This is a genomic window from Streptomyces jeddahensis (genome assembly GCF_001642995.1).
Classification (GTDB): domain Bacteria; phylum Actinomycetota; class Actinomycetes; order Streptomycetales; family Streptomycetaceae; genus Streptomyces; species Streptomyces jeddahensis.
In genome coordinates, this window is record NZ_LOHS01000094.1 from 79,113 (window position 1) to 91,830 (window position 12,718).

Annotated in this window: 11 protein-coding genes and 1 tRNA gene; 8 read left to right on the forward strand and 4 right to left on the reverse strand. The window is 70.4% G+C overall.

The genetic code is table 11. The features are described from left to right. Positions 1 to 24 precede the first annotated feature (24 nt). Both STSP_RS22190 and STSP_RS22195 read right to left on the reverse strand, forming a co-directional pair. Entirely contained in the window at positions 25 to 594 is a 570-nt protein-coding gene (locus tag STSP_RS22190) for a GPR1/FUN34/YaaH family transporter (RefSeq protein ID WP_067280913.1), read from the reverse strand. 179 nt (positions 595 to 773) lie between these two features. Continuing rightward, the gene (locus tag STSP_RS22195; RefSeq protein WP_067280917.1) at positions 774 to 1,298 is read right to left on the reverse strand and encodes a universal stress protein; all 525 of its coding nucleotides are present in this window, start codon (positions 1,296 to 1,298) and stop codon (positions 774 to 776) included. An 826-nt stretch (positions 1,299 to 2,124) separates the two neighbouring features. On the opposite strand from STSP_RS22195, the gene STSP_RS22200 reads away from it, so the two are divergent. The 3 genes from STSP_RS22200 to STSP_RS22210 all read left to right on the forward strand — a co-directional run bounded on the left by STSP_RS22200 (position 2,125) and on the right by STSP_RS22210 (position 4,136). After that, a complete protein-coding gene (locus tag STSP_RS22200) occupies positions 2,125 to 3,333 on the forward strand; it encodes a helix-turn-helix domain-containing protein (protein ID WP_067280919.1) in 1,209 nt (402 codons plus the stop codon). Between the two features lie 10 nt (positions 3,334 to 3,343). Further along, entirely contained in the window at positions 3,344 to 3,970 is a 627-nt protein-coding gene (gene orn, locus STSP_RS22205; RefSeq protein WP_078067402.1) for an oligoribonuclease, read from the forward strand. A 93-nt stretch (positions 3,971 to 4,063) separates the two neighbouring features. Next, a tRNA-His gene (locus tag STSP_RS22210) sits at positions 4,064 to 4,136 on the forward strand. A gap of 220 nt (positions 4,137 to 4,356) precedes the next feature. Here STSP_RS22210 and STSP_RS22215 read toward each other — a convergent pair. Continuing rightward, the gene (locus STSP_RS22215; protein WP_067280922.1) at positions 4,357 to 5,412 is read right to left on the reverse strand and encodes a LacI family DNA-binding transcriptional regulator; all 1,056 of its coding nucleotides are present in this window, start codon (positions 5,410 to 5,412) and stop codon (positions 4,357 to 4,359) included. A 446-nt stretch (positions 5,413 to 5,858) separates the two neighbouring features. On the opposite strand from STSP_RS22215, the gene STSP_RS22220 reads away from it, so the two are divergent. The 5 genes from STSP_RS22220 (at position 5,859) to STSP_RS22240 (ending at position 11,633) form a co-directional block, all read left to right on the forward strand. Beyond that, on the forward strand, positions 5,859 to 7,184 hold the full coding sequence (locus tag STSP_RS22220) for an ABC transporter substrate-binding protein (RefSeq protein ID WP_067280923.1): 1,326 nt from the start codon (positions 5,859 to 5,861) through the stop codon (positions 7,182 to 7,184). Further along, a complete protein-coding gene (locus STSP_RS22225) occupies positions 7,181 to 8,209 on the forward strand; it encodes a carbohydrate ABC transporter permease (RefSeq protein WP_067280926.1) in 1,029 nt (342 codons plus the stop codon). The genes STSP_RS22220 and STSP_RS22225 overlap by 4 nt, the downstream gene beginning before the upstream one ends. Continuing rightward, positions 8,206 to 9,120 (forward strand): carbohydrate ABC transporter permease, encoded by a 915-nt coding sequence (locus STSP_RS22230; RefSeq protein ID WP_078067403.1) that lies wholly within the window; start codon positions 8,206 to 8,208, stop codon positions 9,118 to 9,120. The genes STSP_RS22225 and STSP_RS22230 overlap by 4 nt, the downstream gene beginning before the upstream one ends. Positions 9,121 to 9,258: 138 nt before the next feature. Next, on the forward strand, positions 9,259 to 10,686 hold the full coding sequence (locus STSP_RS22235; RefSeq protein WP_067280928.1) for a GH1 family beta-glucosidase: 1,428 nt from the start codon (positions 9,259 to 9,261) through the stop codon (positions 10,684 to 10,686). Positions 10,687 to 10,832: 146 nt separating this feature from the next. Beyond that, entirely contained in the window at positions 10,833 to 11,633 is an 801-nt protein-coding gene (locus STSP_RS22240) for an SDR family oxidoreductase (RefSeq protein WP_067280929.1), read from the forward strand. Positions 11,634 to 11,729: 96 nt separating this feature from the next. Here the strand turns inward: STSP_RS22240 and STSP_RS22245 are convergent, their stop codons facing one another. Next, complete coding sequence (locus tag STSP_RS22245; RefSeq protein ID WP_067280931.1) at positions 11,730 to 12,605, reverse strand: spermidine synthase; 876 nt, start codon at positions 12,603 to 12,605, stop codon at positions 11,730 to 11,732. Between the last annotated feature and the right edge of the window lie 113 nt (positions 12,606 to 12,718).

Genomic DNA, 12,718 nt, shown 5'->3' on the forward strand with positions numbered 1-12,718 from the left:
CCCAGACCCCGGCCTGTGGCTGCCTCAGCCGGTGGCCGTCACCCCCCGGCCGGCAGCACGCCGCGGAAGCGATGTGGGCCAGTGGGCCAGCGCCGCCGTCGCCCCGTACCAGGACGCCGCGCCCGCCACCACCGCAAACCAGCCACCGGCCTTGGCGAGGGCGTCATTGCCCGCGAAGGCCGCGATGGCGAGAAGGAGGAGGGAGACGAAGAACAGCCCGTACGTGCCCTGGGTGAGCTTGCCGCCGCCCGCGGCGCCCAGCGTCAGGCTCAGCGCGACGAGGGCGAACAGGAGCATGAACAGTCCGGCGGCGTTGCCGGAGACCTGGTCGCCCGCCGTGACGCCCCAGGTGAACCACAGGGCGCCGAGGGCCGAGAAGGCGGTGCCGGTGGCCGCGTCACGGTCGCGGAGGGCCAGCAGGCCCGCGACGAAGAGGGCGACGCCGCCCACGTAGGTGGCCAGGGACACGGCGTCGGACGCCGTCACGCCGTCGATCACATCGGCATGTCCGAGGCCGAAGGCCAACAGGGTGAGACCGAGGGCGAGATGGCCGAGAGTCGAGATGCTGCTTCCCGCAGAGACGTCGTTGTCCACAACGGGCTCCCTTCATGTGCAGTTGTGCTGCGTGACGCCGGCCCGATGCGGTGCGGGGCCCGGCGACCGGTATGTACCCTTCACAAGGGCACAAATCACCTCTACGCATGAGTAGATTGCCCGTCGACACGCGGAAGTTGACGCCGCCCGCGCTCTATCTCACCTGGGACAACGGGAAGTTACGGAATGACGACGACGGGGCGCTGGGCGCGCTTCGCGAGCCGCCCCGCCACGGAGCCGAAGATGCGGCCGACGATGCCGTGCGTGGAGCCGACGACGATCGCGTCCGCCGCGTACTCCTGGCCGACCTCTTCGAGCTCGTGGCAGATGTCGCCGCCGCGCTCGACGAGGATCCAGGGCACCTCGGCGAGATAGTCCGCACAGGCGAGCTCGAGGCCGAGCACCTCGGTGCGGTGGTCCGGGACGTCGACGAAGACCGGAGGCTCGCAGCCGGCCCACACGGTGGTCGGCAGCCGGTTGGCGACATGCACGATGATCAGGCCGGAGCCGGAGCGGCGGGCCATACCGATCGCATACGCAAGGGCCCGCTCACTCGAGGTCGAACCGTCGAAGCCGACGACGACGCCGTGCTTGAAAGCGGGGTCGCAGGGGTGTCGTGTTTCCTCTGCCGCGAGGGGGTCGGCCGTGTGATCGGCGACCTGCCTCTTGCGGTCCGCGGGATCAAAGAATTCGTGACCGGCCATCGGTGTCTCGGCGAAGGAAGTCCTCTTGGGAGGGTCGGCTGTCAAGGATGTGCGAGGCGGAACAGTGGTTGGCGCCGGAGCTGTGTCCGGGAATCATCTTCCCAACCCCATACCCCCAAGGGTACGGCGGCACTCCTCTCCTGCCCAGAGCACGCCGCCCTCGCGACGGCGTTCCCCGGAGCATGCATGAGCCGCGCCCGTATGGCAATGGTTGCTGCCCCGTACAGCCGCTTCGCCCCGCTTCTCGCCCCAGCCGCGGCCGAGGCCGGGGCGGGGGTCGGGGACGGGCGGCGTTACGGGCAGGCATGGCCGCTCGCGTTGTGGGCAGTCGTTCCGCTGGGGTGGAACGGGTGCTGCAGGGACACCAGAGGCGCAGCGCCCCCGCGAGGGGGCGCACCCCCGCGCCCCTCACACCGGCGAAAACACGCCGGTGAGCCACCGGCATCCCGCCCGCGCCCCCACCTCTTTTCGGCCAACTTCCCCCGGACTCACCCCCCTTGGCCGAACCGCCCCTCAACCCGGGTTCCACCAGGACCGAAAGCCCCCCGGAGGGGCCCCGCACCCTACGTGGACCAGCCACGGAGTCCACGCACACTTCCCTGCCCGCTCCCGGAATGCAACGCTTCGTGATCGAATGCTTCACGCCAAGTTGCCATGTCGACATAGCGTCGGATGCGGAACTGGTCACGCCGGCACCACTGGACACAGTAGATTCGATCATGACTGTCTTACGGCGGGGGACTCGTGCAGGACCGAGGGGAAACGTGCAGGAGCGACAAGCCCGACACGAACAGGGAGCCGCGACCACCGAGGGGGGCTTAGCAGCATGAGCCACGACTCCACTGCCGCACCGGAGGGTGCAGCCCGGAAGCTCTCCGGGCGCCGCCGCAAGGAGATCGTCGCGGTGCTGCTGTTCAGCGGCGGACCCATTTTTGAGAGTTCCATTCCGCTTTCGGTGTTCGGGATCGACCGCCAGGACGCCGGAGTGCCCCGTTACCGCCTGCTGGTGTGCGCCGGCGAGGAGGGACCGCTGCGCACGACGGGGGGCCTGGAACTCACCGCACCGTACGGCCTGGAGGCGATCGCCCGGGCGGGCACCGTGGTCGTACCGGCCTGGAGGTCGATCACCTCGCCGCCCCCCGCGGACGCCCTGGAGGCGCTGCGCCGGGCGCACGAGGAGGGAGCCCGTATCGTCGGGCTCTGCACCGGGGCGTTTGTCCTGGCCGCAGCCGGCCTCCTGGACGGCCGCCCGGCGACGACCCACTGGATGTACGCGCCGACGCTGGCCAAGCGCTACCCGTCCGTCCACGTGGACCCGCGGGAGCTCTTCGTCGACGACGGCGACGTCCTCACCTCCGCGGGCACGGCGGCGGGCATCGACCTGTGCCTGCACATCGTGCGCTCGGACCACGGCAACGAGGCCGCGGGCGCGCTGGCCCGCCGCCTGGTCGTGCCGCCGCGCCGCAGCGGCGGCCAGGAGCGCTACCTCGACCGGTCTTTACCGGAGGAGATCGGCGCCGACCCGCTCGCCGAGGTCGTCGCCTGGGCGCTTGAGCACCTCCACGAGCAGTTCGACGTGGAGACCCTGGCCGCGCGCGCGTACATGAGCCGGCGGACCTTCGACCGCAGGTTCCGCTCGCTCACCGGGAGCGCTCCCCTGCAGTGGCTGATCACCCAGCGCGTGCTGCAGGCGCAGCGGCTGCTCGAGACCTCCGACTACTCGGTCGACGAGGTCGCGGGCCGCTGTGGCTTCCGCTCACCCGTGGCGCTGCGCGGCCACTTCCGGCGCCAGCTCGGCTCGTCCCCGGCCGCCTACCGGGCCGCGTACCGGGCCCGCAGGCCCGGGGCCGAGAAGCCGGCGGACGCCGGGGCCTCCGCGGCTCCGGAGACCGCGCTGCCGCCGCAGAACAGGCGTCCCGCCGCGTCGAACGGGCTGGGACCGGCCCCGTCGGCGCCCACGGAGCCGGGCAAGCCCAGCTCGGATACGTACGCAACCACTCGCCCGAGTCTGCCCGGCCCGCGGAGCGCGCCGTAGGGTTAGACACATGAACGATCGCATGGTGTGGATCGACTGCGAGATGACCGGGCTCTCGCTGGCGAACGACGCGCTCATCGAGGTGGCCGCCCTGGTCACCGACTCTGAGCTGAACGTGCTCGGCGAAGGGGTGGACATCGTGATCCGCCCGCCGGACGCGGCGCTGGAGACCATGCCCGAGGTGGTGCGGCAGATGCACACCGCCTCGGGTCTCCTCGACGAGCTGGCGGGCGGTACGACACTCGCCGACGCCGAGGAGCAGGTCCTGGCGTACGTACGCGAGCACGTCAAGGAGCCCGGGAAGGCCCCACTGTGCGGAAACTCGGTCGGCACCGACCGCGGCTTCCTGCTGCGCGACATGCCGCGCGTGGAGGAGTACCTCCACTACCGGATCGTCGACGTGTCCTCGGTGAAGGAGCTGGCCCGCCGCTGGTACCCGCGGGCGTACTTCAACAGTCCCGAGAAGAACGGCAACCACCGGGCGCTCGCCGACATCCGCGAGTCGATCGCCGAGCTGCGCTACTACCGGGAGGCGATCTTCGTGCCGCAGCCGGGACCGGACTCGGAGACCGCGAAGACCATCGCGCTCCGGCACGTCCTGCCCGCCGAAGGGGCCCCTGCCGCCCCCCGGCAGTAGGGCGCCGGGAAAGGCGGGCGCGAGCACCGCCCCGGACCCTGTACACTTTTTCTCGGCCGGTCGGGGAATCCTCACGGAGAACCGCCGGTCATGGTGGGTGTAGCTCAGCTGGTAGAGCACCTGGTTGTGGTCCAGGATGCCGCGGGTTCGAGTCCCGTCACTCACCCTGAAGGATCAAGGCCCGGCCTGCGAGAGCAGGCCGGGCCTTCGTCTTGCTGCCGCATGCCTGCTGGGAGCGTGCTTTGCGGTGGCGGGCTTGACACCGGGTGGACGCGTGACGACTGCCCTCCCGGCAGCCAGGACGAGCGCGAGGCCCATCCATTGTCCGCCCCGCTCATCCACCCGCCCTTCGCACGCGGGCGTGCCCTCTCAGAACGAGGTACCCCTCAGGACGAGGCCCGCTCCACCAGCTGCGTCGGCAGGACGACCTGCTGGCGGTCCAGGCCCCGGGACGCCGCCGGGCGGCCGTCCGCGATCTCGGCGAGCAGCAGATCGATCATGGCCCGCCCCATCTCCTCGATCGGCTGCCGCACGCTCGTCAGCGGCGGATCCATGTGCCGGGCGATCGCCGAGTCGTCGAAGCCGACCAGGGCCACGTCGTCGGGGATGCGACGGCCCGCCTCGCGCAGCAGCTGACGGGCGCCGGCCGCCATCACGTCGGAGCCCGCGAACACCGCGTCCAGACCGGGACGCCGCCGCAGCAGCTCCGCCATCGCCCGGTGACCGCCCTCCTCGGTGAAGTCGCCCGCCACGATCAGGTCCGCGTCCACCTCGTGGCCCGCGTCCCGCAGCCCGTCCCGGTAGCCGTCGACACGGCGCTGCGCACCGTAGACGTCCAGGCGGCCCGTGATGGTCCCTATCGTCGAGCGGCCGCGCGCCAGCAGGTGCTCGACGGCCGAGCGCGCCCCGGCGTAGTTGTCCGAGTCGACCGAGGGCAGCGTCTCCTCGACGGACCGCGGGCCGCTGATGACGGCCGGGATCTCGAGCTGGGCCAGCAGATCGGGCAGCGGGTCGTCGGCGTGCACGGACACGAGCAGCACGCCGTCCACCCGGTGGGCGGCCAGATACTGGGCCAGGCGCCTGCGCTCGCGGTCGTTGCCCGCGAAGATCAGCAGCAGCTGCATCTCCGTCTCGGCGAGCTGTGAGCCGACACCGCGCAGCATGTCCGAGAAGTACGGCTCGGCGAAGAACCGGGTCTCGGGCTCGGGCACCACCATGGCGACGGCGTCGGTGCGGTTGGCGGCGAGCGCGCGCGCCGCCGTGTTCGGCACATAACCGAGCTCGGCGACGGCGGCCTCGACCGCCTCGCGGGTCGCCTCGCTGACCCGTGGGGAACCGTTGATCACCCGGGAGACCGTGCCGCGGCCCACGCCCGCGCGTGCGGCGACCTCTTCCAGCGTCGGCCGCCGGCCACCCCGGCTCCGCGCTCCGTGCGCTGCCATTGCCCGCCTCCCGTTCACCGTGCCAGGTGAGGAATCTAACAGTCCGATCTACGCCCCGTTCAGACTGATCGCCGACCGGGGCCCACCGCACACCCACCGCGCACCTCGACCTTCGGTCCAGCCCTCGGCACGGCCCGCGATCCGGGTCTCGGCCCGGCCTTCAGTCCGGCCTTCGGTACGCTCCTCGGCCGGGTCCGCCGTCCGTCCGCCACCGCCCGGCCGCCCGATACCTAACAGCCCGATAACTGAAGACATATCTCGCTGTCCGGTCCCTTGACACCCCCGCGCCGAGCCGCGACCCTTCAAGACATCACTTGTGGGAGCGCTCCCACAATACCTGGCACCTACATATCCCGCACGTTCCCCGCCCGAGCCGCAGCGTGAACAAACGGGCCCAACAGAGCAGTTGGCCGGGGGGTCGGCACGTCAGGCAACTGGAGGACGCAATGCGCACGAGTACCCGCGGGTCCCGTCGGCTAGTGGCCCTCGCGGCCGTGGCCGCGCTCGGTACGGGGCTGCTGGCAGGCTGCGCCGAGGACTCGGAAGGTCCGTCGGACTCTTCTGGCGGCGGTGGCGACGCGAACGGCAAGATCACACTCACGGTCGGCACCTTCGGCGAGTTCGGCTACAAGCAGGCCGGTCTGTACGACGAGTACATGAAGCTGCACCCCGACATCAACATCAAGGAGAACGTCACCCAGCGCACCGACGTGTACTGGCCGAAGACGCTCACCCGCCTGCAGGCCGGTTCGGGTACCGACGACATTCAGGCGATCGAGATCGGCAACATCACCGAGGCCGTGCAGACGCAGGCCGAGAAGTTCGTCGACCTCGGCAAGGAGGTCGACAAGTCCCAGTGGCTGGACTGGAAGCTGGCGCAGGCCACCACCAAGGACGGCAAGACGATCGGGCTCGGCACCGACATCGGCCCGATGGCCATCTGTTACCGCAAGGACCTCTTCGAGAAGGCCGGCATCGAGACGGACCGCACCAAGCTCGCCGAGCTGTGGAAGGGCGACTGGTCCAAGTACGTCGGTCTCGGCAAGGAGTACATGAAGAAGGCGCCGAGCGGCACCAAGTTCGTGGACTCCGCCTCCTCCGTCTACAACGCGGCGCTCGGCGGTGCGAGCCAGCGGTACTACGACGAGGACGGCAACGTCGTCTGGGACAAGTCCGAGGGCGTGAAGAAGGCCTGGGACGTCGCCATGGAGGTGGCGACCAGCGACATGTCGGCGAAGCTGAAGCAGTTCGACAAGCCGTGGGACCAGGGCTACGCCAACGGCACGTTCGCCACGGTGGCCTGCCCCGCGTGGATGATCGGCTACATCCAGCAGAAGGCCGGTGACTCCGGCAAGGGCAAGTGGGATGTGGCGGCGGCGCCGACCGCGTCCAACTGGGGCGGTTCGTTCATCGGCGTGCCGACGGCGAGCAAGCACCAGAAGGAGGCCATCGCGCTCGCGAAGTGGCTGACCGCTCCCGAGCAGCAGGCGAAGGTCTTCGCCAAGCAGGCGACCTTCCCGTCGACCCCGTCTGCGTACGCGAACCTGAAGCCGCTGGCCGCCACCACGGCGTACTTCTCCGACGCGCCGATCACGCAGATCTTCTCGGACTCGGCGAAGACCATCCCGACGCAGTACTTCGGCGTCAAGGACCAGCCGATCAACACCGCCCTCACCGACATCGGCATCCTGCAGGTCGAGCAGAAGGGCAAGACGCCTGAGCAGGGCTGGGACGCGGCCAGCAAGGAGATCAAGGACGTGCTCGGCCAGTGACCAGCTCCGAGCAGGCTCTCGCGCACCCCGCGTCGAGCGCCGACGCCGCGCCTGGCAAGCAGCCGGGCGCGGCCCCGGGCGCTCAAGGTCGCGGTACGCCGCCGACGGGCACCGACTCCTGGCGCAGCCGGTTGTACCGCTGGGACATGAAGGCGTCGCCGTACGCGTTCATCGCCCCCTTCTTCATCATCTTCGGGGCCTTCTCGCTGGTTCCGTTGCTCTACACGGCCTGGTACTCGCTGCACAACGTGCAGCTGTCCGCCCTGGACAACCAGACCTGGGCAGGCCTGGACAACTACAGGAACCTGCTGTCCTCGGACTTCTTCTGGAACTCCCTGTGGGTCACCTTCGTCATCGGCGTGATCTCGACCGTGCCGCAGCTGATGATGGCGATCTGGCTCGCGCACCTGCTCAACTACCGGCTGCGCGGCTCGGTCGTCTGGCGGGTCGTGATGCTCACCCCGTACGCGACCTCGGTGGCTGCGGCGACGCTGGTGTTCGTGCTGCTGTACTCCTGGGACGGCGGCATGATCAACTGGTTGCTCGACTTCGTCGGGGTTGACCCGATCAACTGGCGTGAGTCCGACTGGGGTTCGAGGTTCGCCGTCTCCACGATCGTGATCTGGCGGTGGACCGGCTACAACGCGCTGATTTACCTCGCGGCGATGCAGGCGATACCCGCCGACCTCTACGAGTCGGCGGCCCTCGACGGCGCGGGCCGCTGGCAGCAGTTCCGCCATGTGACGATCCCGATGCTGCGGCCGACGATCCTGTTCACGGTGGTCGTCTCCACGATCGGCGCGACGCAGCTCTTCGGTGAGCCGCTGCTGTTCGGCGGGGTCAGCGGTTCCAAGGGCGGCTCCGAGCACCAGTACCAGACGCTCGGCCTGTACATGTACGACCAAGGCTGGATCATCGGCAACCTCGGCAAGGCGTCCGCGATCGCCTGGTCGATGTTCCTGATCCTGCTGATCGTCGCCGTGATCAACATGCTGCTCACCCGACGCCTGAGGAAGTCCCAATGACCACAAGCGAACTCACACTCCCTCAGGCGAAGGAGAAAGGTGGCGCGAAGGGCGAACGGGGTTCCCGGCGCCCCCGGGTGATGGGCGCGGGCAAGCAGCTGCACGCGGGCCCCGTCACCTATGTCGTCCTGACGGTCTTCGCGTTGTTCTCTCTGGCGCCGCTGGTGTGGACGGCGATCGCGGCCTCGCGCACGGACCGGCGGCTCGCGCAGACGCCGCCTCCGCTGTGGTTCGGCGGGAACCTGTTCAAGAACCTGGAGACCGCGTGGGAGCAGGCGGGGCTCGGCACCGCGATGTTCAACACCACGTTCGTCGCCGCGACCATCACCGTCGGTACGGTCCTGTTCTCCACGCTCGCCGGTTTCGCCTTCGCCAAGCTGCGGTTCCGGTTCTCGAGCGCGCTGCTGCTGATCACCATCGGCACGATGATGATCCCGCCGCAGCTGGCCATCGTGCCGCTGTACCTGTGGATGAGCGACCTGGGATGGACCAACCAGCTGCAGACGGTGATCCTGCCCACCCTGGTCAGCGCCTTCGGCACGTTCTTCATGCGGCAGTACCTCCTGCAGGCGCTGCCCACCGAGCTGATCGAGGCGGCACGCGTCGACGGTGCGAGCAGCCTGCGCATCGTGTGGCACGTCGTCTTCCCGGCCGCGCGGCCGGCGATGGCGGTGCTGGGGCTGCTGACCTTCGTGATGGCCTGGAACGACTTCCTCTGGCCGATCATCGCGCTGAACCAGCAGAACCCCACCGTGCAGGTCGCCCTCATGCAGCTCGGCACCGGCTACATCCCCGACCAGTCTGTGATCATGGCCGGCGCGCTGCTCGGTACTCTGCCGTTGCTGATCGCCTTCCTCCTGTTCGGCAAGCAGATCGTCGGCGGCATCATGCAGGGCGCCATCAAGGGCTGAACCCTCGCCGCCATCAATGGCTGAACCCATGGGGCCGGGTCACCGCTGCCCCGGCCCCTAGCCCGCCCCTCTCCCCTCCTCGCCTCTTCCCTCCTTCAAGACCCGTCGGTCTCCACGACCCCCTATGGGAGCGCTTCCATGTCTGAGCCCCTGACCTTCCCGTCCTCCTTCCTCTGGGGAGCCGCCACCTCGGCGTACCAGATCGAAGGAGCGGTACGGGAAGACGGCCGCACCCCCTCGATCTGGGACACCTTCTGCCGCACCCCCGGCAAGGTGCTCGGCGGCGACACCGGCGACATCGCCGTCGACCACTACCACCGCTACCGCGACGACGTCGCCCTCATGGCGGACCTCGGCCTCACCGCGTACCGCTTCTCGGTGTCCTGGCCGCGTGTGCAGCCGACCGGCCGCGGCCCCGCCGTCCAGCGCGGCCTCGACTTCTACCGGCGCCTCGTCGACGAGCTGCTCGCGCACGGCATCAAGCCAGCCGTCACGCTCTACCACTGGGACCTCCCCCAGGAGCTGGAGGACGCGGGCGGCTGGCCGGAGCGCGAGACGGCGTACCGCTTCGCGGAGTACGCGGCTATCGTGGGCGAGGCCCTCGGCGACCGGGTCGAGCAGTGGATCACGCTCAACGAGCCGTGGTGCAGCGCCTTCCTGGGCTACGGCTCCGGGGTGCACGCCCCCGGGCGCACGGACCACGCGGCCGCCCTGGGCGCCGCCCACCACCTCAACCTGGCCCACGGCCTGGGCACGTCCGCGCTGCGCAGCGTGATGCCCGCCCGCAACAGCGTCGCGGTGAGCCTCAACCCCTCGATGCTGAGGGCGGTCTCGGACGCTCCCGAGGACCTGGACGCCAAGCGGCGCATCGACAACCTCGCCAACGGGATCTTCCACGGCCCGATGCTGCACGGCGCCTACCCGGAGACCCTGTTCACCGACACGGCCAGCGTCACCGACTGGTCGTTCGTCCAGCAGGGGGACCTCGGCGCCATCCACCAGCCGCTGGACGCCCTGGGCCTCAACTACTACTCGCCCACCCTCGTCTCGGCCGCCGAGAACGCCCCCTCCGGGCCGCGCGCGGACGGCCACGGCATCAGCGACCACTCCCCCTGGCCCGCCGCCGACGACGTGGCCTTCCACCAGACCCCCGGCGACCGCACGGAGATGGGCTGGACCGTCGACCCGACCGGCCTGCACGAGCTGATCATGCGCTACACCAACGAGGCACCGGGCCTGCCGATCTACATCACCGAGAACGGCGCCGCCTACGACGACAAGCCCGACCCCGACGGCCGCGTCCACGACCCGGAGCGCATCGCCTATCTGCACGGCCACCTCTCCGCCGTACGCCAGGCGATCAGCGACGGCGCCGACGTCCGCGGCTACTACCTCTGGTCCCTGATGGACAACTTCGAGTGGGCATACGGCTACGAGAAGCGGTTCGGCGCGGTGTACGTGGACTACGCGACGCTGGCCCGCACACCGAAGTCGAGCGCCCGGTGGTACGGCGATGTGGCGAGGACGGGGGCTCTGCCGTCGGAGGGGGCGGGCGGCGGCGCCTAGTCCCGGAGACGGCGGACGGGGCATAGCCACGGACGCATAGCCACGGAGGCCCCTGGTTGCCCGGATATTCGAGTGCCGATCGGATACCGGGCAACCAGAATGGGCCCTCGATGACCGCCGAGACGACACATGGGGAGCGGACGCGCATGACGGACAGTCAGACCGGTCGCCATCCTGACCAGACCCGCCAGGCTCCCGAACGCCCGCTGGCGCTCGTCACAGGGGCGGGCCGGTCGGAAGGCATCGCCGCGTCCGTGGCCGAAGGCCTGGCCGAGGCCGGCTGGGACGTGGCGTTCACGTACTGGACGCCGTACGACGAGCGCATGCAGTGGGGAGCCGAGCCCGAGGCACCCGGCCGGCTCACGAAGCGGCTGGCGGAACTCGGCGCGAGGTCGACGGCGGTCGAGGCCGATCTGAGCGACCCGTCCGCGCCCGGGGCGCTCTTCGACGCAGTGGAAGGCGCGTTGGGGAAGGTCACCGCACTCGTCCTCTGCCACTGCGAGTCCGTCGACTCGGGGCTCCTCGACACCACCGTCGAGAGCTTCGACCTGCACTTCGCGGTCAACACACGCGCAACGTGGCTGCTGATCAGGGAGTACGCGACCAGGTTCCGCGGCCCGCACGGGACCGGCCGCATCATCGCCCTCACCAGCGACCACACGGTCGGCAACCTCCCGTACGGCGCGAGCAAGGGCGCCCTGGACCGCATCACCCTGGCCGCCGCCCGCGAGCTCGCCCACCTCGGCGTGACGGCGAACGTGATCAACCCCGGGCCCACGGACACCGGCTGGATGACCGACCAGCTGAAGAGGGACCTGGCACAGGCCACCCCGCTGGGACGCCTCGGGCTGCCACGGGACTGCGCCAACCTCGTCACGTTCCTCTGCTCGGACCAGGGCGGCTGGATCAACGGCCAGCTGCTGCAGAGCAACGGCGGGCTCGCCTAGCCGACCGGCCTCGGATGCATCCGGCCCCGGATGCATCCGGCCCCGGACGTGTGCGGCCCCGGACGTATGCGGCCCCGGACGTATGCGGAGCGCCGCTCAGCGGAAGACGGACGGCGGCGGCGCAGGTGACGCGACGGCGCTGGCGTCCGTCACCGCGGCCGCTCCCCCGGTGAAGTCGGCGAGGGTCCGTCCGTGCTCGACCCGCCCGGGATGCGGGTCGCTCGCGGCGCGCCGGGTCAGCTCCGCGACGGGCAGGGGCAGGCTGGAGGCGACGAGCACGGCGTTCCCGAAGCGCTTGCCGCGCAGCACGGTCGGGTCGGCGACGAGCGCGAGCTCGGGGAAGACGGCCGCGGCCGTCGCGATCTGGCCGCGCAGATGGGCGAGCGGCGGCCCGTCGGCGAGATTGGCGGCGTACCAACCGCCCGGTCCGAGGACCCTGCGCACCTCGTGCAGGAACTCGGTGCTGGTGAGGTGGGCGGGCGTGCGGGCGCCGCTGAACACGTCTGCGATCACCACGTCGGCCCAGCCGTCAGGGATCTTGGCGAGCACGGCGCGGGCGTCCGCGGAGCGCACCCGGATACGGGCGCCGGGATCCAACGGCAGCTCGCCACGGACCAGTTGGACGAGGGCCGCGTCGCGCTCGGCTATCTGCTGGGTGGAGCGGGGGCGGGTGGCGGCGACGTAACGTGCGAGCGTGAAGGCGCCCCCGCCGAGATGCACGGCCTGCACCGGCTTCCCCGGCGGCGCGACGAGATCGATGACGTGGCCGAGCCTGCGCTGGTACTCGAAGGCGAGGTACGCGGGATCGTCGAGGTCGACGTGCGACTGCGGGGCCCCGTCGACGAGCAGCGTCCAGCCCCGTACGCGGTCCGGGTCGGGTATCAGCTCGGCGAGCCCACCGTCGACCTCGGCCACGACGGCCGCCACGGCATCCCGCCGCCCCCTCGCCTTCTTACCTTTTGCCCGCGCCACGTGCTCATTATCGGATGCCTGGGGGCGGGGGGCCTCGCGCAGGGGCCCCACATCTGGTGCCGCGGAGCGGCAGGAAGCCGGTTGCCGCGGAGCGGCAAGAAGGGGCGTGCGGG